The sequence below is a fragment of the Glaciimonas sp. GNP009 genome, assembly GCF_054343755.1.
The window spans coordinates 571,070-594,983 of sequence record NZ_JBTGUV010000004.1; the positions used below are offsets into that span (position 1 = coordinate 571,070).

Consider the following 23,914-nt stretch of genomic DNA (forward strand, 5'->3'; position numbering starts at 1 on the left):
CATTGGATAAATAAGTCGATCAACGTACCGCCCTGCCGCCAAACAATCAAATCTTCGCAAAATCACACCAATGCTCTATACTGTTTTCGTCCCTACAAAAAAGGGAACGGGTTTAGCAGCCTGACTTATCCAAAGTGCACAAAAAAACGGCGCACTGCCGTTTTTTTGTGCACTCACCTTTGTTGCGCCTTTTTGGGGGGCAATGGTGGGGAGGCTTCGGCCTGCCGGTTGCTTTGGATACTGGTCTGCTAACCCTGCCATTTGCCGCCCACCCCGTTTAGCAGCGGGGCGCGGTTTCATCCTATCCAAGGAGTCCGCAATGTCTCGCACCACCACGTCTAACCTCGCCCACCCGCAATTCGTCACGGCGGCACAATCATGAGCAAGCCGCCAATCACGCCATCCGACGAAGCGGAATTTCCGGAGGCTTATCACAAGCCATTTTCATGGCTGCCTTCTCACCATCAAACAAATCCGCACGCGCAGTTTTTTGCCATGAAGGTGGACGTCTGCGAAGGTATCTCGACCTGTATTGATTTGGCGCATTCAAGCAATTCGGATAGAGATACCGATACGGCACCGACGCTCGATATCATTGCCACGGAGCGCTTGTTGCGGCTCGCGTTGATGTCATCGCAGATGCTCACGGAGATGGCTGCGCGTCGGATTGATGGAATGAGCGATCGTGCTAACGTGCCAGCGGCATCAGGCTCTCCCTTAGCTTCTTGATTTGACGCTCCGATCATAGTTGTGATCGGGGCGTTTTATTTACTGGCCATCACGCGATGGCGCTGACGTTTAGGCCGTGGGGTGCCTGCGCGTCCAGCACAGCCAGATCAAGTTAGTCTGAGCTTCAGAAATCATTCTGTACACAAACAAAAGGTCAGCAATGTCGCCGCCCTTTTGCGCAGCCGTCAAATAATTCTGCGGTGACCTCGTGGGTTAAACCCAAGCGATATATCTCAGAATATTAAACTTGTTGTTTAGGGTGTGGTATCGCTACTAGTTTCAAACAATTCACGTACCAGAAGTTTTGTGACTCGAGCATTCATATCGTCAGGTGAAGCGTCGCGCTTATGTCTCAATTCTGCTTGTTCAGCACCTGTTTTGGGTAAAGCTTTTGACATATGCTGAAGCCATGCGACAAATAGATCTGGCATCATGAATGCTTTAATTTTTTCATCAGCTGGCCCTTCGAACACTTTTTTTATAAAGCCCCTAAAGCGTTCATGACTAATATGCGTATTGACACCCTCAGGTAAATACTGACTGAAGCTGGATGGCAATACTTTCTGGAAATGCCTCAGAAAACTCCTTTTTGCGTGAGATAGTCCTTTCACATATCTCAGAAATGCGGCCGGCGAACTGAGTAACACGTCTGCTTGCCGACGTAGCCCGTTTTCTGAGCAGTACCCATATTTTGATCTGTCGCCAGTTAGATAAATTTCCTGTTTACCGTCGGGTATTGCTAAATGTGATATCTCATGTTGTAAGGTTTCCTGTAAGGCAGTGGGGTGATTGATTGGTGATAAAAATGTTGTAGTCGTTAGATAAAGCTCACCCCGTTTCAGGCCATTTTCGTGCGTGTAGGCTAAAACCTCGTCGGCAAAGAGTGCCGTTTCTTGAGGAATGCCTTCTATGTGTTTTTGCATGTTATATCGATACCGTATTCCCTCTGGGCTGACCAACGGCGAGATAATGCGTAATTTATCGATACGCACTGGGGCAGCGTAACCCTTAAATTTTGAGAGTATTCGTATGATTTCATCTTTGTACCCTGACGTTATCTTTTCCGGGGCAACGTGAAAATACGCAGCAACTTGCTCCCAAAATGATTCAGGCGCAATCTTTGACCAGTCCAGCAACTGTCCCGTAAGTTCATGGCTGTTGGCATATGCGGCGCTAATATCATCGGCAAAGTATGGTCCAAAAGTATGACGTATTTCGGACAAACCTTTCGCGCGTATCTCGAATGTCCAGCCCGCAGCCCTGGTAACCTCTGAGGTTAAAGGAGGACCAAATACCCTTTTCCATAAGCGCGTTGTGATTCTTTGTTGCGGTTTGACATAATTGATTTCGTATTCGTCACTTAACTGATTCAACGTGTTTACTTTTGTGTTGTAAATATCTTTCAGTTCACTAAAGGTCCGCTGGTTATTGCAAAGTCTTAGGCTCGACTCACAGATATCTTGCAACACCGCGGCCTGCCCTCCAAAATCATCATTGGGCTCACGTGCGAGCCGTAACTTCATTTCGTCCCAAAAATTCGTTAGGCTTAGTAACCGATCTTTTGGTATGCCATCACCTCCCCATTTAAACGTCTTCATTTCGTTGATTACCCTCGGCGACATTAATTTTTCCCCTTTATTCATTCTCGTGGTTAAAATGAAAAAAAGTTGTGTAATGTGCGGATTATTGTGAAACAATTTTCGAATTTTTTCAACGTCGCGACTCATTTCCAGTCGCAGTAACGGACGCTCATAATAAGGACGCGTTTCAACATCCATTGCAACAAGCTGGTTTATTGCCTTTGTACGCGCGGACTCTCGCGGTAGGGGGGCGATATTAAAGTTTAGCGCACTGCAACTTGCTTTGGGACCTTCGGGTGGCGCTCGCCTCGCCCTGCATTGTTTTTCTTCAAATTCACCAGCAGAAAGTTCTTCGAATGCATTTTTTCTGTCTGGGCCATAACGATATTGGGTCTTACCGCTCTTATCCTGAAAGCTGAGGACAAATTGATCAGGGTTAGAGTTATCAATGTACATCGTCGATGTTGACCAACCTTCTGGTAAGTTGAATCCTTGTTCCAAGGCTTCGTTAAAAGAGACAATAGTCTCAGGAAGACTGGTGACAGGGGTAATCAAATGATTATTTGTTACGTGCCAGTTAACGCCGTCATATTTCATATCAAGGCGTAAGTCTTTTGGAATACCTTCTCCCATAATACGACGCTCCCCGTCGGCTTTGATTTCCTTCTCCAGCAAATAGAATTCGCCTTTAAGCTGTATATACTCGCGGTCTCCTATGCTGTAGACACCGCGCTCTACCTGCTCCGGCGTATGATCAAAAAAACTCTGATACTCAACTTTGCGTACCCCGTTGAGACGTTTGTTGTCATACAGCATCTCAGCTATGCCTGCCGAAGATACGCGTTTTGGAAAGTTTTTTATGAACATCCACAAAATTTGTGGATCTTCATCGATCAAATGTCCATATCCCTGAAGCCATTGCTCAGTCTGCAATTCCAATTTTTCTTCCGATTCATTCCAGAGGTAACTCACTCTTTTTCCTGAATGATCTAACGCCATAACCAGATATATCGGCCCACCATCAGACTTCTGGATGAGCCCTTTGGGAGATAAGTTGTGCGGCACATTGAGGGTATTTCCCTGAACTGAAATTTTGTTCGGGAGCGCCTCGACTATGACGGGCGCGGTATCGAAAAATTCGGAAATACCAGTTCTAAAGTGTAAATCTTCAGGCTTTGTAGCGACGTGCGCGCGCTCCCCCGGTTTAATTTTTTCATCCGCCAGATCGGCCACTGGGCCTGTTTTTGGCATTTGCTCTGATAAATGCTTTTCGACCTGAGATGTCGCAAATTCGTCTGCACTTCCGTAGTTAAAAGCAGCTCGAACAGACGGTATAAGGTACTGCGCCTCGTTTATTTTAATCAATCCGGTGAAACAAAATAGTGCATCTGTTCCTATCGCCATTCCTTGTTCCGCTCGTCCCTCATCGGTTTTTGCGGGCAGCGCGATCATTTCAGCTGTATCAAGGATGGCGATCACGCAATTACCCTCTGGAATCAATCCAATAATGAATTTTCCAAGCGCATAAATATTAGAATGAAAGATTTCTTCAGTCCAGGTCTGAGGATGCGGTTGCGAGGGCGACGTCTGTGGAATTCTTTTATGAATTGCTGCGGGAAATATCTGTAATTCACTCACCACGAAGGCGATTTCGTCTAGATTTGTTGCAAAACCAAAGATCGAGGGAGCCTCGAAGCTGGTGTGATCGGAAGGAGGGAACCGAATGCCGCTTGTGAAGCTGGCATGATGCTTGTTCACATACTCCGTGACCCCACCAGCTTGCTGTATTTGCTCCGTAATTTTGGAAACAACGGGTGCCCCCCATGAGCGCTCTTCGGAAAACAAATAATAGTCGGAAGATACCGCGTCGTTTATCGATCCGGTTCGTATGATCAAGCCAGATGTTGCAGTAAATGCAGCTTTATAAGAGATATCAGCGTGTTGCGCGTCATATAAAATTACTCTTGGTAAAAACACTTCCAAATGAGCAACCTTACCTGAACGAATTAAATTATTACGATCGGTTATTGGCAATTGCGCCAAGCCAAAATTATATAAATTATATTTACTGAGTAAAAGTTCTTCTAACGCATTCTTCGATTGCTGTTTGTGAAGCACATTTTCAGTACTCCGATCATTAATAATCCACGAGAAATGCTCCCCCTTTTCCTGGACTGCCTGCATGAGCCGGATCTTTGGAAGTAAGGGTGTCATCAGAGAAGCTAGTCCGGATTTCATCCGCTCAACATGACTTCCAAGACGTTCATTTGGCGTATTTTTTGTAAGCGAATTACAGAAACGTATCAGTGCAGGCGCTGTTGTCAAAGGCCATGCCGCAGGAGACAAATCGATCAAACTATGCAGTCCCGCTTCACGCAGAGCGGCGGGAGTAAGAGCTGACCTGAATTTTGGTGGGAATTGATTAATAAAACCCGCGCCTATGCTCATTAATGTGCCATCGTAACTTAAGTAGGTCGTGTCACGAAAGTCCGGGTCATCAATATTAAGTTGCGCGCTGAGCAAAGGATCAATCGCACGCAATGCCGCCTCGACAAACCACTTTGAGAGCGTGTTCAACCAGTGACGATCGGCGGTATTGAGTAAGGGTACGTGCAGCTCTAGCCGCTTACGAATCGCTGCTTCGGTACGCACAGTAAGCTTGGACAATGCATCCAGCGTTGGGTTAGTTGCCAGTTCGGTGGTCACGCTACTGTGTATGAAATTTTCTAAGGCCTGATCGCCTGATGGCCCATTTATCTGCGCTAAAGCATTGAAGAATAACTGCGCAACCTCGTTCCGCAATTCTGCTTGCGGTCTGGCCGCCTGGGGTTCCGCGGGATCATACGCAGAAACATGATTATCATCCTTGGGATGCTGGGCTTGCATCGCGTATTGCAACACCGTGTACTCGTATTGGTCCACAATTGCATCGCCCCCCCATGTGCGTGATATTAATGGTGCGAACGCGTCCAGGAGTTGATAAATATCTGATTTGTAATTCTGGCGTTCAAGTGCCAGTCCCTTCAATCGTTCGTCCTGCGGAATATTCGCAGGCCAGCGGTGGTAAGCGTTTATCCCGCTCACGATTGCTCCCGTGTCGATCAAAAAATAAGCATCACTTATGTTAAAAGAAGGTTTTGCAGTGTTGGTGATAACGGAACCAGAGGAAGATTCGACAGTTATGTTGGATAGTGCGGTAGAAGTACTTTCATTCCCATAAGGAAGCTCTATTTTGTGCTTTTCGTTACTGGGCCTCCAATAGGCTTCATTAAAATCGTCAAGTCTAGCGCAATCAACACCCGTCATCCGAGGCTTCGGCCACGTCGGCAGGCTGTCGTATACATACTTTCCATACGTTAGCAGGCCGTTTCCGATTTCTCCCAATGAGGGGAGATGTGAGGTCGCGACCGCAGCCGTACCATTGTTCGGGCCTTTAACAGGCGTAGGCAGATTAGGGTCTATAGTGGTATTCGGAAAGCCAGAAAAACGCGTTCCCGTCTGCGCACAATACACTTTTAATAATTGCGCTGGTTTACATGCATTTATCGCTAATAGGACTGCAAACGCGAATCCTGTTTTGTTGATCGGTTCTGTGGTGGCCCGTGCTTCAACACCAGAAACCAATTCAGGAACATCATAAAACTCAGAGTAACCAGCTCGCAATGCATTCATTTCAATTTCTATCTTTTTTTTATTTATTTCTTCGCTTTTAATTTCCATATCAATGCGTTGCCTGCGCGTTTGCCTTGGCGCTTTTGCATAATGGGATGCCTTCACTTTATGCGGTGATGCGTCAAAACCGTTACACCTTGTGACGCGAGCGCTAAATTCGGAAGCAGTACCGTGACGTGTCGTGGAACTCCCGAGAGAAGTTGAAGGCGTTCGGGTAGGAGTGATACGAAACATGAGCATCCTTTGATGAATTTAATGACAGTTAACGACAAACAACTTAGAGGCTGTGAACACTGACTTTTCTACACCTATTACGGCAAATTAATGGTGCATTTTGTGAAGCCATGTCGGTAAAAACTGTTTGGTAATAGCTGAACGAAGATATAAAAATGAAGCTGATGCAGGCTGCTTGTCTCTCGCAAGGAAAAAACCGCAACTACATCCTGCTAGACACAAACGACAACAGCTCAAAGCTACGGTAGGGTAATCATTTAATTGCGTTTGCTTCTCTAAATTATCACCGCGCCCTTTATCTGTCGCTAGGACAAGAACGAAAGTTTGATTTGTCATATCCTAGAGCGTTCTGACACACAAAAAACTGCAAGCCTTTCCTAAAAAAATAAGACAATAAGAGAAACAAAAAGGATTTCGCCACAGATAGGTGCAGGCCATCCCGTTGCGTTGGTCGCTTCCGTGAGCCAAGTCCGCTTCCAAACCATTTAAATCCTTCGGTCATTGCATTGCCAGAACTCAATTGAGTGCGGGTGTGCACAAGTGCACCTCAACGTGAATACAATCTGCGTGTTTGTTGAGCCATTTGGCGACATGCCGATAAAGCGCGAAAGCATTATCAATTTAAACATAACTGTTTTACGATAAAGAAACTTGGCTGAGAGCGAGTCGGGACGATGGTATCTTTAACGTGTGGACTATAAAAAATTCTTCGAGATTGAGAGACAGCACATGAAATTACGAAGTAGCCAATCTTTTGCACGACTATTAACGTTAGCTGCGATGACAAGTCTGGGCGTCGCAGGATGCGCTGGAGGTCATATTGACCGCCCTTCCTCACCCGCTAAGGTTACCTTGGCCTGCGCACAGTTAAACGGCATGAACATTCCCGCTACGTCAATCGGCTTGCCAACCACGGGCGCGCTGGTTACCAGCAGCGTAACCGTTCCCGCATCTGGAGCCGGTCCTGCCGCAGTCGGAGAGTATTGCAAAGTGCTTGGCGCTATCCATCCTTTGGACGCGCACGCGCCCAACATTCAGTTTCAGATTAACCTCCCGACCAACTGGAACAGCAAAGCAATGATGTGTGGAGGCGGGGGATATAACGGTACCATCGCGCAAGGAACCGGCAACGTTCCGGCAGGCCCTGTAGACCAACAAATACCACTTGGACGCGGCTACGCAACCTTTGGCAGCGATTCGGGGCATCAGGCGAATGCGAATGGCAGCCGCGATGGGACTTTTGGCATGAACGATGAGGCGCTGAAAAACTTTTCCAGTGATGCATTAAAGAAAACCCATGACACAGCGATCGCCATCATTAAAGCCCGCTATGCAACCCCTATTCAAAAGACTTATTTTGCGGGTGGATCAACCGGCGGACGTGAGGCCTTGATCGCAGTGCAAAACTGGCCAGCGGACTTTGATGGCGCGATCGTTCTTTATCCCGCATGGAACGCTGCCAGTCTGGATCTGCAATTCGGACGGATCACCCGGCAACTCTCTCAACCGGGCGCTTATCCTAACCGCGCCAAGCGCAAAGTTTTGTACGACGCCGCTATCGCTGCATGCGACATGCTCGACGGCGTCAGCGACGGTCTGATCAGTAACGAGCGAGCCTGCAACGCCATTTTTAATCCATCGAGAGCGACGCTAAACGGCACGCCGATAAGGTGCGAAGGCGGTGCCGATACAGGCGATACCTGTCTTTCCGATGCGCAGATTACCTCTTTCAATGTGATCAATACGCCACTTGATCTGCACTACACGTTGGCCAGCGGAGAAACAACGTATCCCGGTTTTAATACATGGGGTACGGATTTTGGGATTCCGGGCACGGCAGGCACTAAGGCGCTTCAGCCCACGGTGCTCACCCTTTCCCTTGGCATCGAACAACCAGCGAACCCGATGCCGCCGATCACGGCGACTTCCAGTCCTCCTTACAACGGCACTTTTTGGGATCAATGGGTCAAATATTTTGTGACGCGTGATCCTCAATTCAATTCACTAACGCTTGATCCCCAGAACCCCGGAGCATTACAGGCGCGCATTGTGGAACTGACCGAAATTCAGGATCTGAATAAAACTGATCTGTCTGCGTTCCAAAGCAAGGGCGGGAAAATTTTGATGGCGCACGGATTACATGATGCGTTGGTGAGCACAAGGGCCACCGAACAATACTTTTCCCGCGTGCGCAAGACGATGGGTGCAGTGAAGGTCAACAGCTTTATGCGCTTCTACGAAATTCCTGGCTACGGTCATGCGGCAAGTAGCGTGTTTAATGCGGCGTGGGATTCGCTCACAACGCTTGAAAACTGGGTAGAAAAAGGCACAGTCCCTCCAATGCAGATCGTCGCTGATACAGCTGGTGTCCCAGGCCGCACCAGGCCTTTGTGTGAATATCCCGAGTGGCCAAAATATAAAGGCGCCGGCGATGTTAACACCGCGCAAAGCTTTGTCTGCGCTTCTCAATAGCAAAAATAACGGTGCGATGCGGTCGCAATTTTAGTGCGACCGCATACGAATGGATTTTGGCGCATTTGTCGCTTGCTTTCGATTGAGCCTTTCGACAATGTCCGCCCGAGCCATCACGCAATGTCTTATCTGACGGCGCATCACAGCATTTCAACATACATGGAATGTGTCGATAAACTTTACACCTTTTGAGGACCACAAAATTTATTTTTCCTTAAACCCTTGATTTATAAAGAAAATTTATTAGGCATGAAAAATGCTTATTATTTCTAAAGTGGAAATATTTAAAATAAATCTCTTTAGGAATAATATGAAAAAATTTTTTGGATTTGTCGCTGCAATATTGTTAGTAACGCCCTTCGTCCACGCAAGCCAGATCAGCGGTGTTGATGGATTTGGAAATCCTGTTGTTCCAGGTGCTACATCAACGATTACATTTGATGATCAATCGGATGCCACTTTCTCGTCCCTATCCACGGGTGGCGTAACCTTTTCAGGGGTGGGCGGGTCACTTCGCACTAATAACGACTACCACAGCAACTATAACGGAAGGGGTACCCGTTATCTGGATAACAACGCTGGTGCAACATCCAGCATCAAATTTGCATTTGCCGCACCCGTAAGTGCGTTTGCATTTAACTGGGGTGCATCCGATGATGTATGGACCCTTACTGCGTTTAATTCACTCAATGCGGCAATTGAATCTTTCGTCCTTCCGATTACCCACGGCTCGAATGCTGGAGACTATGTGGGATTGGCTGACGCCGACATCTCATATGCAACCTTAATCACGTCAACATCCTATGACTTCATATTCATAGACAACTTTACCGTTGCCGCCGGCGCTACAAATGTGCCAGAACCAACGTCGATCGCCCTGCTGGGACTTGGCCTGATGGGCTTCGCTGCAGCACGCCGCAAATCAGCAAAAAAATAATTTAATAGACCTTACTACATCATCAAAGCCCGCATCGAGCGGGCTTTTTTCATGATAAGCGGACCCGATAGTCAAGACAGTTTTTCAACGAATTTAAGCTGCGCCCGCTTCTTCCTCTGATGCAGAAAGCTGCTGCGTATTTATCCTCCCGAAGTAGTTGAGCAATCAGTACAGAACAAACAAGCGGATGTACGAATTGTCACGTCCATCACACAAGATGTTGATTCTATTGAACGCTGGAAACTTTCAGCGAGGCCGGTAACTTTCAGACATAGAAAAGCAAAAACGCAACATCTGATAGCGGATTAAGAGATACAATTTGCGCCGCTATGTTAGAGAAGTAATCAGCTTCATCGAGAACAACTACAGCCTCTCAAACCTTCTTCCTCATTTTCACTTTTTCACGGATTTTCATGAACGCCTCCCATTGGTTGCCTAGTATGGCGCATGCGTTAATGTTGCCTCCGTTCAGCTTATTTCTTCTGATGGCAACTGGGCTTCTAATAGCACGATGGCAACCGCGCTTTGGGCGCTGGATTACCGCAGGAGCGGTCATAGCGTTGTTCTTTTTATGTACCGAAATCGGTGCAAATTTTTTGGTACTTCCACTGGAAAAGTTGACGACCCCGCTCGTATCGACTCAAACCAAAGCGCAAGCAATTGTAGTGCTCGCAGCTGGACGGCTTGAGCACGCAGAGGAATACGGACGCGCTGATATTCCCGACTATATTGCACTCGCCCGATTACGCTATGCAGCCAGATTGCAGCATCAGACCAACTTGCCGATTCTGGTATCGGGGGGCAACGTGACCGCTTATAGTTCAGGAAAAGCAGATGCTATGGCAATCGCCTTGCGCGAAGATTTTCGCACTCCGGTTAAATGGATCGAGGGAATATCCAATACGACTGCCGAAAACGCGCTGTTTTCGGCCAAAATTCTGCGCCAGGATAGTGTTCAGCGAATATTGCTAGTGACCGATGCAATGCACATGCCGCGGGCGAAAATGATGTTTGAGCAAGCTGGTCTGGTAGTTGTCGCCGCACCCACTATGTTTTTCGGCCGAAGTAAATTTGACCGACTGTCTCTACCCTCTTTACTGCCCAGCGCCGAAGGCCTACGTCGTTCGTACTACGCAACTTACGAATGGCTTGGGCTGGTCTGGTATCTCAACTCGATGTGAACTAAATGATGACACTGCGCTGGAACTCGAAATGGTCGAAACGATTTTGTTGGGCGTTGGTGTACGCGACCCTGACAACGGCCATCGTAGTGATATTTTTCCTTGAAAAATTAAACGTCCCACCCCGAGAATTGTCTCCGTACATCACACATCGGGCATCCGGTCACAATCCCTTGATTACAAATGTGGGAAATTGGTTGGCCCAAACGTTGCTCGCAGCGGATCGAGGCAATCCCTTGCCGCCAATTCCACTCATGTGGCGAATTGGTGCGCAACATCGTGCACTACAACCTCTACCCTCGTCAGATTCAAACGCCGATAAGCTGGTCTCCACGCCAGCAGAATTTGTCGAAGCTCTCAAGCAGGCGCATGCCGGAGAGGTGATAACCCTGCTGCCGGGGCGATACCACTTCGACCATACGATCGCAATTAACCAGGTCGGTTCATCGACGGCACGAATCACAGTGCGCGCCGTGCGTCCGGATACGGTCTTTCTAGATTTTAAGATGGTTGAAGGCTTTAAGGTATCCGAACCGTATTGGACATTTGAAAATCTGAATATTCGCGGTGTGTGCACACCCCAGACAGACTGTGAACATGCCTTCCATATCGTTGGGAATGCCACCTATTTTATTGCGCGTAACAATACGATTGTGGATTTCAACGCGCATTTTAAAATCAACGGCGAGGACCACCACTTTCCGGACAACGGACTCATTGACGGTAATACGCTAACGAATACAAGCGTGCGTCAGACCGATAATCCCGTGACACTGGTCGATCTGGTTGCCGCTAGTCATTGGCGCATTTCACACAACCTGATCACCGATTTCATGAAGGCTGACGGCAATCAGGTTAGCTATGGCGCTTTCGTTAAGGGCGGCGGCTCGGATAATCGTATCGAGCAAAATATTATAGTGTGCGAATATCTGCTACCCAGCTCGCCTGGTCAACGTGTCGGACTCTCTCTCGGTGGCGGCGGTACCGGACCACAATATTGCCGTGACGAGAGGTGTATTACGGAGCAGGATGGCAGCATTATTCAATCAAATCTGATTGCTTCATGTTCAGACGATGGTATCTATTTGAACCGTGCCGCAACGAGCAAAATACTTCACAACACCCTGATCGATACCGGTGGCATTTCGGTACGTTTTGCTGAGAGCACCGCCGATATTCAAGGCAATCTGGTCGATGGTCTGATACGGACGCGAGATGGCGGGTTAATGCGCGCCACCGAAAATCTCACAACCAGTGCGACCAGTTTGTATCTTGGAAAACATCCTGCGCGCGATTTATTTTTGAATCCCATGGCCATGAATTTTTTATGGAAGGAAGAACTACCGGCGCGCCTGGTCTCTGATAAGACGATCAATGACCTGTGCGATGCACCCCAAACGGGTGGCCAGCGCTACGGCGCTTTTGAAAATTTTTCAGCATGTTTAACGCAATAAATATGGTTCACCAAAGCTTCATTATTTCTTGAGTTACACCACCGTGCCCAATTTTGTAGAATAAAAAATATGGCATAAAAATAAATAGAAACATGCTAAATTGATCCTCAGAAAGAAAATTTTCTCTCACCCGAATTAAACAAACAATAAGACGGTCGATTACTTTGAAAAACCTGTTTATCTGTGTTTCACAGGCAATTTTCGAGCGCAATAATGCTGCAACATTTCCCTCTGGAAAAATGATTTCCTGCATGACAGCAGATAGTTCAAATAAATTTTAATGTGGAGTTGGCTATGAGCGTAGTTGCAGTGGTTGGTCTGGGATATGTGGGACTACCATTGGCGGTAGAATTCGGTAAAAAACGGAAGACCATCGGATTTGATCTCTCCAGCCGCAAGATCACAAGTTATGCACGTTGCATTGATCCAACCGGTGAAGTCTCGACGGAGGAATTACGCGCAGCGAGACACTTAAGTGTGACAGTCGATTCATCTCAATTGTCGGAAGCAGATTTCATTATTATTTCAGTACCGACACCAGTTGATATTGCGCATAATCCCGACTTCACGCCGCTCAAAGCCGCTAGTCAAACAGTTGGGCGCCACATGAAGCGTGGTGTGATCGTTGTCTATGAATCCACCGTCTATCCCGGTGCCACAGAGGAGGTCTGTGTTCCCATTCTGGAAAAGTATTCGGGGCTGAAATGGAAGCAAGACTTTCACGTCGGTTTTTCACCGGAACGAATTAACCCCGGCGACAAAGAACATACGCTGACCACCATTTTAAAAGTGGTATCGGGGGATGATCTCGATACGCTGGAACAGGTTGCAGAACTTTACGAATCAATCATCACCGCAGGGGTCCATCGCGCCTCTAGTATCAAAGTCGCCGAAGCGGCAAAGGTGATCGAAAATACCCAGCGCGATCTGAATATTGCACTGATGAATGAACTTGCCATCATATTTGACAAAATCGGCATCGACACGCTGGAAGTACTGGAGGCGGCAGGAACAAAATGGAATTTCTTACCCTTCCGACCAGGCCTTGTCGGTGGGCATTGCATCGGCGTCGATCCCTATTATCTGACACACAAGGCAGAGATGATTGGTTATCACCCTCAAGTAATATTAGCGGGTCGGCGGATCAATGATGGGATGGCAAAATTCGTTGCAGAGAAAACGGTGAAATCGATGATTGCGGCCGGCTTCCATATCAAGGGCTCAAAGGTCAACGTATTAGGACTGACGTTTAAAGAAAACTGCCCGGACATTCGTAACTCCAAGGTGGTTGATATCATTTTGGAGTTGCAGTCGTACGGGGTGGAAGTGCATGTTCACGATCCTGCTGCGTTAGCCGAAGATGCGCAACACGAATACGGCATCACATTGGAAACCTGGGAAAACCTACCGCCTGCCGATGCGATTGTAGCCGCTGTGTCACACAGGGAACTTTTATCCAAGTCGCTTACCGACATTCAATCCAAACTGAATGACAAAGGCTGTTTTATTGATGTGAAATCGCACTTCGATCACGTCGGATTGCGAGAGGCTGGCTTTACTGTCTGGCGATTGTAATAATTACCACTAAAAAAATGAAAAAATTTCAGGAAGTTAAGCAACATCTGGCAGCCCATCAATACCACTGGTTAATTACAGGCGTCGCAGGGTTTATCGGCTCCAATCTGCTGGAGGCATTGCTACGACTTAATCAGAAGGTCACTGGACTAGACAATTTTTCGACCGGTCATCAACATAATCTGGACCAGGTACGAGAGGCGGTCGGCGCAGATAAATGGCAGAATTTTGCATTCATGGAAAGGGACATACGCAAATTAGAGGACTGTGCGATTGCTTGCAAGGAGGTCGATTATGTTCTCCATCACGCCGCATTGGGTTCTGTCTCGCGCTCGATCGAAGACCCCATTTTGACTAACGCCAACAACGTCACCGGCTTCCTCAATATATTGGTTGCCTCTCGCGATGCATTGGTGAAACGCTTTGTCTATGCTGCGTCAAGCTCCACCTATGGTGATCACGCTGCTTTACCGAAGGTAGAGTCAGTCATCGGCAATCCTCTTTCGCCTTACGCTGTCACCAAATATGTCAATGAGTTGTACGCTAATGTCTTTGCCCGCTGCTATGGCATCGAAACAATCGGGTTACGCTACTTCAACATCTTTGGTCCAAGACAGGATCCGAACGGCGCTTATGCAGCCGTGATCCCACAGTGGATCGCTGCACTTATTAACAATCAGCCCCTGTATATCAACGGCGATGGCGAAACCAGTCGAGACTTCTGCTTTATCGAGAATGTGATTCAAGCAAATCTGCTTGCTGCGACAGCAGATAAGGACGCGGCCAATCAGGTGTACAACGTCGCCCTAAATGACCGTACCAGTCTGAATCAACTTCACGAAATGATGCGTTTACTACTACTGGAGAAATTTCCGCATCTGCACGAACATCGGCCTCAGTATGTCGGTTTTCGAGCAGGCGACATCAGAAACTCTCAGGCGGACATCACCAAGGCGAGAACGTTGCTCGGCTTTGAGCCAACACATCGCATAGGTGAAGGTCTCAAACAGGCAATGGCGTGGTACGTCCGTAACCTTGCGCCGACTATATAGCGTGACCGATATCGCCTCAACAGACAGGTGCACTTTGACAACGCATGCGCGCTTTGAAGATATGCCTTTGCCTTATCGAGATTTATTTGCCAAGGTACAGAGTGGCGTCGACGGCATTGACTTCTTCTCGACGTTGCCCTGGTTTGAGCATCTTGCGGAGACGGCGTTAAGTCATCGGCATCGCCTGCGACTTTATTGCATCGAGTCAGGCGTAGAACGTCTGCTGCTTCCGATGTGTCACAAGGTGAATCGAAATAGGTTTTTTGGCACGCGTCGACTGACCGCATTGGCCAATTACTATACCCCGCTATTTGGACCCGTGGGCATGCCATCTGACACGCAAACTGCCGAAATGCTAACCGCCCTCCTTCGCGCAGCGGCAAACGACAAGCCGCAGTGGGATACCATCGATCTGCATCCTCTCGATGTTGATGGCAAGACATTCGCCTGCCTTCTAGCCGGATTTCAGGCTGCAAGCATGCCAATACAGCGCTATTTTTGTTTTGGCAATTGGTATCTGGACGTTAATGGACGTGACTATCAGGCATATTTCAATGGCTTGTCATCCAAACTGCGCAACACCATAACGCGCAGATCAAGACAACTGGTGGATGCGAAGCGCTTGCGTATCGAAATTGTTTGCGACGCCAAAGACATCGAAAAGAGCATCACTGATTATGAAGAAATTTACCGCTCCAGTTGGAAAGAGAATGAAGTTTTTCCTACATTTATTCCCGGTCTGATACGTTCATGCGCCAAACAAGGCACGTTACGATTGGGGATCGCTTATGTCGACGATCAGCCAGCGGCAGCACAAATCTGGATCGTTCATCATCGCGTCGCATCAATTTATAAACTCGCCTATAACGAACGTTTTACCAAATTATCCATCGGCACAATATTGACAAGCAGGCTGATGCAACAGGTGATCGACATTGATAAGGTGCGGGAAGTAGACTATCTGACCGGAGATGATGCCTATAAGAAAGACTGGATGTCGCATCGACGAGAACGGTGGGGCATCATTGCTTTTAATCTACGGACTTTGCGAGGTGCCATGTCGGCCGCAGATCATTTTGGCCGGCGACGCATCAAGCAACTTTATAACGGAATAATTCACTGAATATCTACATGACGGCATGCGACCTTTTTCTTCCCCACTTCAAATACGCGTTTTCAGTTCAGCCTGATCAACGAAGAAGCGGGTGCAAAGTCGCTATTGAAGCGCGACCATTATGGAAAACCACAATTTGAAATAAACATACATCGCGCTAGCAGTGATATCTGCATTAATTCATCAGAATTTAATTCCCTCGATTATAAAAAATCCATATTTAACATAAACTCAGACTACAATATTCACACATTACTCTCCTCGAAAAACTGTGTTTCTCAAGTTCAATTATTTTCAACTATTACTTTTTCGATTCAGGACAAACATTGAGGACGAGTCTCATCAAACATCGAAGGCTGGATGACTATCTGACGCTTCAAATGCCCTGTATTCCTCCACTCGACAATCTCCGTTACTACGGGAAGTGTCTATTTGCGATTCCGGTCGTGCTGTCGATCCAGCAAACGAATACGTTCTCGGACTTATCTTCGGTGGTATTGAGGTTAACGAATTTCGTTAAGTACGTTTTTATGACGATGGTTTGCTTCGGGCTCTCGGATCTTCCGTTTCTCATAAAATGAAATCTCTTCGTAAAACAATCGCCATTCAGTTTTTTGCGTCAAACGGGGCGAATGTCATTAATTTTTTTCTAATCATCGTCCTGGCACGCGTCCTCACGCCGGCAGAAATCGGAATATTTTCAATGACATCAGTCGTTGTTAACTTCTCGCACGTTTTTCGCGATTTTGGCGTCACATCCTACATACGGCGAGCAAAGGTACTGACTCCCGAGATAATACGTTCTGCCACCGGCGTCTTAGTGACCTCATCATGGATGATTGCTACTTTGCTATATTTTGTCAGCAACTATGTCGCAGAATTTTTCAAACAACCTGGCGTCGGCGAGGTCATGCGGGTTCTCGCCATCGGATTTTACTTTATCCCCTTGGGGGCAATACCGCAAGCTGTTCTGGGACGCGAGTTCCAAGCTGAAAAATCAGCCCTTGTCTCATTGATCAGCACCCCTGTATACGTGTCGACCTCTCTGATTCTGGCCTATCACGGATTCAGCTACATGACTATGGCCTGGGCAAATCTGGCGAATATCATTGTCACCGGTTTGGTTTTCACCGTATTGCGTCCGAAAGGATTGCCATGGCTACCATCCTTTCGTGGCTGGCGTGCTGTTGCGCATTTTGGCATGGGAGCGATGCTTAGCTCCACGATCAGAGCCATAGACAATGCCGTTCCCGATATCGTGCTGGGAAGAATGAGCGGCCCCAAAAATGTTGGACTATTTAGCCGATCAAACTCAGTCGTCAACATCTTCAACACTATTGCCGGTCCGACGATTAATTACATGGCCCTGCCATATCTGGCCAAGACCCATCATGAGGGCCGCGACCTGGCGGTCGAGGTTGCCCGTGCGATAACCTTGCTAACCGGCCTCATATGGTCGGCGCTCGCGATAACTGCCTCACTGGCACCAGACCTCATTGCATTTTTGTACGGACCGGCCTGGGTGGAATGCGCACCGATCGTACCAATGCTCTGCATCGCGTGTGCTGTGCAGGCTACATTCGCTTTCATGCAACCGGCGCTAACAGGTATAGGGCGTCCTTACTGGAGCGCTTTTCCGATGGCAAGCAGTCTGATTGTCAAAATCATCTTGGTTCTGCTGATTTTTAAGAATGATCTGATTTCTTTTTCCTGGATCATCGTTGTTGCTGAGTTTTTTTCGATTCCCGGCTACCTTTATCTGGCCCGTCGCTACATCAACCTTTCCCCATCCGTCATCCTCAAATCAACTCGCGGCAGTTTGGCGATCTCCATCATCATGGTTCTGTGCGCAACATTAGCGGTACGATTGCTGAATGGTTATCAAACACCATTCGTTCGTCTGGTCATTACTTTGGCTTTCCTTACGCCTGCGTGGATCGGGGCAGTATTCTTTTTTAGGCATCCTTTGTCGGGTGAAATAAAAACGGCATATCACACCTTTTTCACCAAAATTAAAACGGTGCAAATTCGATAGAGTCAAATGAACTGCGTAGCTTCAAAGCACTTCGCCTATAAAAGCCACTCTTTGACAATCCCACTAGTCAATTCCCAGGCCGACAGTGGAGGCCGATCTACTAATATAAACGTGAGGTGCAGGTATCGATCTTGCCTCTCTTGGAGCTACTAAAAATGCAGCCGCTGATTCCTTCTTTTCAACTGCCGTCGGTGTCAGTTATTATTCCTGTTCGAAATGGCAAAGACTATATTCAGGAAGCGATCGATAGCGTGACCTGCCAAGTTTGGGGCGATGTCGAAATTCTGGTGATTGACGATGGCTCGGACGATTTCGCTTATGAAACGCTATGCGATCAGGATCCCCGCATTCGTGTCATTCGTCTGGATGGTCAAGGGGTGTCGAGTGCGCGGAATGCCGGGATGAAACTTGCAAAAGGAAAGTATTTTGCATTTCTCGATGCTGACGATATTTGGTTTCCTGGCAAGTTGGCAGCACAAATCAACCACTTCGAGCGTCACCCCGAAGTCGGTGTTGTCTTTGGCGAATTCATCCGCTGGCAGTGTGATCAAAGCGGCGTATTTACTCCAGCAGAAACACTTTCTTCAAATTGTTCAACGTTGAGGGGCATCGACCCGGTACGGTCAGGCTGGCTGTATACCCGACTATTAGGCGGCCTGCTTGTGGGAATGAATACAGCGGTAATTCGCCAAGATATTTACCGCCAGATTGGTGGCTTTAACGAGACCATGCGCATCGGAGAAGATTATGAATTCTGGCTGCGTGCTTCTCAAGTTGCCGAGATGCATTCTCTTGCCGGACCGGTGGCCTTGTACCGCATACATTCTGCAAGCGCCATGGGTCGGCTTGTCCCAGACAACCATTTGGCTAGCCTTTTGGAAACGGCGCGCGCACGTTGGGGCCTGTCCAATCCTGACGGCTCGCAACTATCCAAGCGGGAATTTAATCTGCGAGTCGCCATGACGCATTTTAGCCACGGCTATTCCCATTATTGGCGTGGCGACCCGGACATCGCTCGCACATCGTTCCTGAAAGCGTTTACCGGTGGTGCGCACAGGACCAAATCTCTCGTGTATTGCGCGCTTGCTGGCTTCAAATCCATAAAGAGCGGGAACGCTGACAAACAGCGTCCAGCGCCCCTACAACAGTCCAGTCTCTCGGGGATAGAAGCAAGTCCAATCAAAAGTATTTCCACCAAATCAGCGGCCAAAGCCAAGGCTCAAACTGAAAAGCCCGATAACCGCAACGGCGAGATGCCAATAGCGATGGGGACGCCTCTTTGGGCACGCATGGTATCTACCATAATATGCGGTGGACTAACCGGAAGCCCTGATCACGCCTTAACGATTTTCACCTTCCACAAGGTACCAGGCGAATCCGATACCGGATACCAGGGTGAATTTTCACTGCGTGACTTTCAAAGCCTGATCGCTATTCTGTTAGAAAATTTCAACATACTGCCCTTGGCCGAGGGCATCGAACGTCTCCAGCGCAAAGATCTCCCGCGCTTTGCTGCAGCAATCACCTTCGATGACGGTTATCCAAACTGGCTATCCGGCGTGGTCCCTGTTTTAGAAAAAAGCGCCATTCCGGCGACCTTCTTTATATCGACTTGCCAACTAGAGGGTCGGGCGCTCTGGTTCGAGCGGCTTTATAGTATTTTGAGATTAACCGAAACAGATCGCACCCCATTAATTGCACCTTTAATGGCACACGGCTTATATTTGGATCATAAAATGATCCAGGACGCCGATAATATCCTTAAGGCAATCAAATACCTACCAACTATCCAACGCGATAACGTCATTTCCTCCTGCGAGGCCGCGCTAAACCTCAAGCCAAATTATCCGCTGTTTACTACTCATGATTTGAAAGCACTGCAATCAAAGGGATTTGCCATCGGCGCCCACACCGTCAACCATCCCATTCTTGCATGTTGCACCGATGCAGACGCCCGCATCGAAATCGTACGCTCAAAGGAGATGCTGGAGGACGTCCTACGAGAACCGGTCAATCTTTTCTCATATCCGAATGGCGTTCCCGGTCGTGATATCAAGCCGAGCCATGTGCGCTTAGTGCAAGCGGCGAGATTTAAAGGTGCGGTGACGACGGCCTTAGGTGCAGCTTCGAATCACACCCCCATATTCCAGCTACCAAGATTTGACCCTTGGGCCAGAACGCCGCGTCGATTACTTATTCAGTATTTGATGACGTTGAATAGGCCATTCCCAATCATTGAGGAGACTCAGGATGCGCTGATGGTCGAATAAATAATCCCGCTCAGGATGGTTAAATAAAGTAGCCGTCGAAATATCGCAATACATCCGTTAGCAGTAAAAACAATTTTACCAAGTGAGATTTGTGATTACCAACAAGCAGTACGAAGTAACCGGTTTTCACAATAATAGAGTGTCGATTCCAGGAGGACCTGTGGCGGTTAGCAATATTAAAAAATTACAAATCCATTTGCATGTAGCAATACCTACTAGCAAGGAAAACATGGATTTTCCGATTACCGCCCAAAGAAAAATAAAACGTGTGATTCGTAAAGCCTTTGACTGGACTGTATGGGCGGTCAGCAAAAAATTTCTATTCAAAGGTTATAACTATGCATCCCGAATCTATTGCAATCGGGGAGATATCGCGATCAAGCTCGCAATCAAAGAATTGTTGCAAGCACGTTTCCATGATTTTCAACTTGAGTTTGTAGAAAGCGAATGGGGACAACTCAGCGACGATGCGATCGAGAGAATCAATAGTTGTGCCTCTCTTTTTGTAATAGCAGGTGGCGGTTATTGGGTATTCAATAAAGAGAAGAAGTTAAGCCCTTCGTTCCTATCGGACGTTGATTATTTTCAAAAAATAACATGCCCGTTAGTTGTCTTCGGATCGGGGGTGAATTTCAATAACCCATCAGAACAATTTGATTTCGATATTAACAATACGCTCAGAGATGCTTTCACCAAGCTAGATGATCGGGTGGATTTGCTTGCAGTAAGATGTGAATTAACCTTCAATTTTCTACGCTCACTTGGCTTGAAAAAACCACGATTATTATGTGATCCTGCAGTTTTTTTGAAGGCTAACGATTCTCCATCCCGGACTACGTCTGAGCATATTTCGATAGGTGTTAATCTCGCTTTTCATGGCCCCTTCGTGGAGGCGATTCTTAAAAAAAATCTACACATATATGTAGCGCTCCTTCAGTCTATTCAAAACAAATTCAACGTGAAATTTTATTACCTTATTCATTCTGATGAAGAATTTTTGATCGTGAAATTACTCAAATTTTCAGGTATTAAAATTGACGTTATCGATGAGCATGGTGGCGACCTCGTGGACGCGTATGGAAATTTAGACGTTGTTTTATGTCAAATGATGCACTCTAATATTCTCAGTTTTAATGCTGGAGTGCCGACTCTGAATATCGCCTACGATTCTAAAAATTTTGGATTTAATAAATTAATTGGCATGGAGAATTTTTGCATAAGTGTTTACGATCTAAGTGAAGAAATTCTTTTTGAAAAAATGACAGATATCATTACCAATCGCGATGCCATTAAACTCAAGCTTGCCGCCAAAAAGAAAGAACTAGCACTTTCAATGGATTTATTTTTGAGCGATGTAAGAAATATGACGATTTCATATCGCAAGTTATGCTTGACGGAGAATGCTCAAAACGAGATTGTAGTTTGAATGGTTCAACGTACTTCACGCAAAAGCGTGTTTCTTTGGGCACGATACTGGAAATAATCCTGCGCTCTCAACATTACGCATTGGGGCGTATTGCGTCTAAAGCTTCCCACGCCAAGTCGGTAAGTTTTATTCGCAAAATCAGATTTGTGGCGTTGCGTCCCCATACCATTATCGATACAACGAATGCCGAGTGGACCCGCGTTCTTGGCCAATAAATAGAGCAGCAATCTCCCTGGCGAATACGATGAATAAGTCGGATCGTACACAGGAAACCAATAATGCAAAACGCCATTCGACATTAGTCCAAAGTGCGAACTAATAAAATGATTGCCCGCATATACTTTCGACAAGACACCTCGAAATTCCGTCCCCTGCGTTGCCTGCAAAAGACTCAAACATCTTTTTGTCCACGCATTTTCCAGACTGTTTGGGACGCCGGTTGAGAGATATTGAAGCCTTTTCATTTCGATTAAATAGTCTAGATCATTCACATCCGTTGAATGAAATTGTAAACTGAGCTCGCCTTTTTCTTTCGAAATTTTTTGTACACATCGCAACGTATCTTTAGCAAATTTCGGTACGATTTTTTCTCTTTCTTCCCAATATGCATCAAATCCATCAGGTAAAGAAATCGTTGTTCCCTCTCGAATGAAGGCAGTATCCAGACCCAAAGCAGACTGGGAAGCATGTAAATGATCGAATGAATACTGATGAATTCCTGAAACTTGCAACATCCTCGCAAGCTCGCCAGGTATTAATGCTTCTGATGTGATGATCCCATTATGATCGGATAAATGTAGCCCTATTCTTTCTGCCCTACCTAACAAAATATGTGTAAATTGAAATGGGAAAAATCCTACAGCGGAATCACGTCGCATTTTTACCGTGACAAAACATTTCCCACTTACTGCTTCAGCAACTGCCTGTGCAAAATAGGGAGAGAAAAACGGACTATGAAAAGCGCTGTTTTCTTGGGTAATCTTAAGCCATGCATTAAAGAGATGTTGAGGCAAATCCAGTATTGGAAATCGTCTAAAATAAATTCCTTTCAAACCATTTTCTCCTATTTTTTCGGAAGTCATAAAAGACCTATATGTTTGACGTCAACGTCGCCTGGCAATATACATATACCGACTAATATGATTAACAATCGTTACCAACAATCGGACGGAAGAAAAGAAAGGTAGCAAGTTGCGGAAACGAAATATGTCCACCGTTGCAGGTCCATTCGTTTTCGGGAAGGTGAATGCGCCCAAGGACGCGCGGCAACAACTGCGCGCGACGCGTGTCGGTAAGCCAGGGATCGCTCGAAAAAAGGGTGGAAAAGCCAATATCCTCAGCTATGTCGACCAGCGCTTTATTGTATGTGCCATGGGGAAAAGAAAGGCTGGCAGTTCCACCCTGCTCGAGAATCATGTCATGTGCCCTCTGCAAGTCGGCTTTGGGATCAAAAATTGCCGTTAGCGGTGCGTGAGTATGTCCGTGTGCCGCTAACGCCAATATGGCACGATCAAGATCGATGAGATCAGTGCGACGCATCATTTGTTGACCAAGGCCAAGGTCTTGGGAGTAACGGAAGAGTATGTCTAACCTGTTAGCAAGTGGACGCTGGGCAAGAGTAGCAGCCATGGCATGATTTCGCTGGGATCCTGCTTGTTCAGATAAGCGTAAATCAAGACCAAGTTCACGCGCCAAATCCAACGCGGACTGTGGTTCTGCGAACACCCGTACCAATGCATCTTGCCACCATTGCTCGCTTGATGACCCAAGGACCTCTGATGCAATAAAAACCACGCCTGAGAGGCCTCTGCGTTTAAGTTCTGGATAGGCATATTTGATAGTATCAAGCCAGCCATCATCAAAGGTGATCAGAGCCGCTCGGTCAGGTAGAAAGCGTCCAGTCTGCTTTGCCTCCTCCACATCGCGCAGACTAATGATTTGATAGTGTCGTTGAATAAAGTCCAGACATGCGGAAAACCCTTCAACAGAAAAGGTAAATTCTTTCTCCGCATGACGATAAGCGTCCGAGTCTCGCGGCAGCACGCGATGAAACATGAAGGTAGTCAGTGTCCGGGAGTTGCGAAAACGATGGAGCAATCCGAGTAATCCCAGATCATAGAGTGCCTTGCGTAGCACAAGCTTGACTAGACGTTTCACAGAAAATCGATTCATGATAAAGTTTT

General features: G+C 47.1%; 14 protein-coding genes. 11 read left to right on the forward strand and 3 right to left on the reverse strand.

Translation table 11 applies throughout. From position 1 onward, the window contains the following. Positions 1-378 precede the first annotated feature (378 nt). Positions 379-729, forward strand: coding sequence for a hypothetical protein (locus ACXX82_RS03635; protein WP_458562438.1), 351 nt, complete (start codon positions 379-381; stop codon positions 727-729). A gap of 254 nt (positions 730-983) precedes the next feature. On the opposite strand, the gene ACXX82_RS03640 is transcribed toward ACXX82_RS03635, so the two are convergent. Next, the gene (locus ACXX82_RS03640; RefSeq protein ID WP_458562439.1) at positions 984-6,029 is read right to left on the reverse strand and encodes a hypothetical protein; all 5,046 of its coding nucleotides are present in this window, start codon (positions 6,027-6,029) and stop codon (positions 984-986) included. Between the two features lie 915 nt (positions 6,030-6,944). Between ACXX82_RS03640 and ACXX82_RS03645 the strand changes: the two genes are divergently transcribed. The 10 genes from ACXX82_RS03645 (at position 6,945) to ACXX82_RS03690 (ending at position 21,731) form a co-directional block, all read left to right on the forward strand. After that, positions 6,945-8,687, forward strand: a complete 1,743-nt coding sequence (locus ACXX82_RS03645; protein WP_458562440.1) for a tannase/feruloyl esterase family alpha/beta hydrolase — start codon at positions 6,945-6,947, stop codon at positions 8,685-8,687. Positions 8,688-8,943: 256 nt separating this feature from the next. Continuing rightward, entirely contained in the window at positions 8,944-9,624 is a 681-nt protein-coding gene (locus tag ACXX82_RS03650) for a PEP-CTERM sorting domain-containing protein (protein WP_458562441.1), read from the forward strand. A 413-nt stretch (positions 9,625-10,037) separates the two neighbouring features. Then, complete coding sequence (locus tag ACXX82_RS03655) at positions 10,038-10,805, forward strand: YdcF family protein (RefSeq protein WP_323507296.1); 768 nt, start codon at positions 10,038-10,040, stop codon at positions 10,803-10,805. Positions 10,806-10,810: 5 nt separating this feature from the next. Continuing rightward, positions 10,811-12,259 carry a right-handed parallel beta-helix repeat-containing protein gene (locus ACXX82_RS03660; protein ID WP_458562442.1) on the forward strand — a complete coding sequence of 483 codons (1,449 nt, stop codon included), beginning with the start codon at positions 10,811-10,813 and terminating at the stop codon, positions 12,257-12,259. A gap of 294 nt (positions 12,260-12,553) precedes the next feature. Beyond that, complete coding sequence (locus tag ACXX82_RS03665) at positions 12,554-13,834, forward strand: nucleotide sugar dehydrogenase (protein WP_322232274.1); 1,281 nt, start codon at positions 12,554-12,556, stop codon at positions 13,832-13,834. A 17-nt stretch (positions 13,835-13,851) separates the two neighbouring features. Next, the gene (locus tag ACXX82_RS03670) at positions 13,852-14,886 is read left to right on the forward strand and encodes an SDR family oxidoreductase (RefSeq protein ID WP_458562443.1); all 1,035 of its coding nucleotides are present in this window, start codon (positions 13,852-13,854) and stop codon (positions 14,884-14,886) included. Positions 14,887-14,920: 34 nt separating this feature from the next. Next, a complete protein-coding gene (locus ACXX82_RS03675) occupies positions 14,921-16,009 on the forward strand; it encodes a GNAT family N-acetyltransferase (protein ID WP_458562444.1) in 1,089 nt (362 codons plus the stop codon). Positions 16,010-16,577: 568 nt separating this feature from the next. Next, complete coding sequence (locus ACXX82_RS03680) at positions 16,578-18,035, forward strand: oligosaccharide flippase family protein (RefSeq protein WP_322232277.1); 1,458 nt, start codon at positions 16,578-16,580, stop codon at positions 18,033-18,035. 155 nt (positions 18,036-18,190) lie between these two features. Next, entirely contained in the window at positions 18,191-20,305 is a 2,115-nt protein-coding gene (locus tag ACXX82_RS03685) for a glycosyltransferase (protein ID WP_322232278.1), read from the forward strand. Between the two features lie 91 nt (positions 20,306-20,396). Next, positions 20,397-21,731, forward strand: a complete 1,335-nt coding sequence (locus tag ACXX82_RS03690) for a polysaccharide pyruvyl transferase family protein (RefSeq protein WP_458562445.1) — start codon at positions 20,397-20,399, stop codon at positions 21,729-21,731. 5 nt (positions 21,732-21,736) lie between these two features. Here the strand turns inward: ACXX82_RS03690 and ACXX82_RS03695 are convergent, their stop codons facing one another. Together ACXX82_RS03695 and ACXX82_RS03700 are read right to left on the reverse strand one after the other, a co-directional pair. Beyond that, positions 21,737-22,813 carry a GNAT family N-acetyltransferase gene (locus ACXX82_RS03695; protein ID WP_322232280.1) on the reverse strand — a complete coding sequence of 359 codons (1,077 nt, stop codon included), beginning with the start codon at positions 22,811-22,813 and terminating at the stop codon, positions 21,737-21,739. Between the two features lie 61 nt (positions 22,814-22,874). Then, entirely contained in the window at positions 22,875-23,903 is a 1,029-nt protein-coding gene (locus tag ACXX82_RS03700; RefSeq protein ID WP_322232281.1) for a polysaccharide deacetylase family protein, read from the reverse strand. Positions 23,904-23,914: the final 11 nt, after the last annotated feature.

Bases quoted from the DNA above. Each gene is read 5' to 3' on its own strand.
- ACXX82_RS03635 (WP_458562438.1), top strand. From the start codon at position 379: ATGAGCAAGCCGCCAATCACGCCATCCGACGAAGCGGAATTTCCGGAG.
- ACXX82_RS03640 (WP_458562439.1), bottom strand. From the start codon at position 6,029: ATGGAAATTAAAAGCGAAGAAATAAATAAAAAAAAGATAGAAATTGAA.
- ACXX82_RS03645 (WP_458562440.1), top strand. From the start codon at position 6,945: ATGAAATTACGAAGTAGCCAATCTTTTGCACGACTATTAACGTTAGCT.
- ACXX82_RS03650 (WP_458562441.1), top strand. From the start codon at position 8,944: ATGCTTATTATTTCTAAAGTGGAAATATTTAAAATAAATCTCTTTAGG.
- ACXX82_RS03655 (WP_323507296.1), top strand. From the start codon at position 10,038: ATGAACGCCTCCCATTGGTTGCCTAGTATGGCGCATGCGTTAATGTTG.
- ACXX82_RS03660 (WP_458562442.1), top strand. From the start codon at position 10,811: ATGATGACACTGCGCTGGAACTCGAAATGGTCGAAACGATTTTGTTGG.
- ACXX82_RS03665 (WP_322232274.1), top strand. From the start codon at position 12,554: ATGAGCGTAGTTGCAGTGGTTGGTCTGGGATATGTGGGACTACCATTG.
- ACXX82_RS03670 (WP_458562443.1), top strand. From the start codon at position 13,852: ATGAAAAAATTTCAGGAAGTTAAGCAACATCTGGCAGCCCATCAATAC.
- ACXX82_RS03680 (WP_322232277.1), top strand. From the start codon at position 16,578: ATGAAATCTCTTCGTAAAACAATCGCCATTCAGTTTTTTGCGTCAAAC.
- ACXX82_RS03685 (WP_322232278.1), top strand. From the start codon at position 18,191: ATGCAGCCGCTGATTCCTTCTTTTCAACTGCCGTCGGTGTCAGTTATT.
- ACXX82_RS03695 (WP_322232280.1), bottom strand. From the start codon at position 22,813: ATGACTTCCGAAAAAATAGGAGAAAATGGTTTGAAAGGAATTTATTTT.
- ACXX82_RS03700 (WP_322232281.1), bottom strand. From the start codon at position 23,903: ATGAATCGATTTTCTGTGAAACGTCTAGTCAAGCTTGTGCTACGCAAG.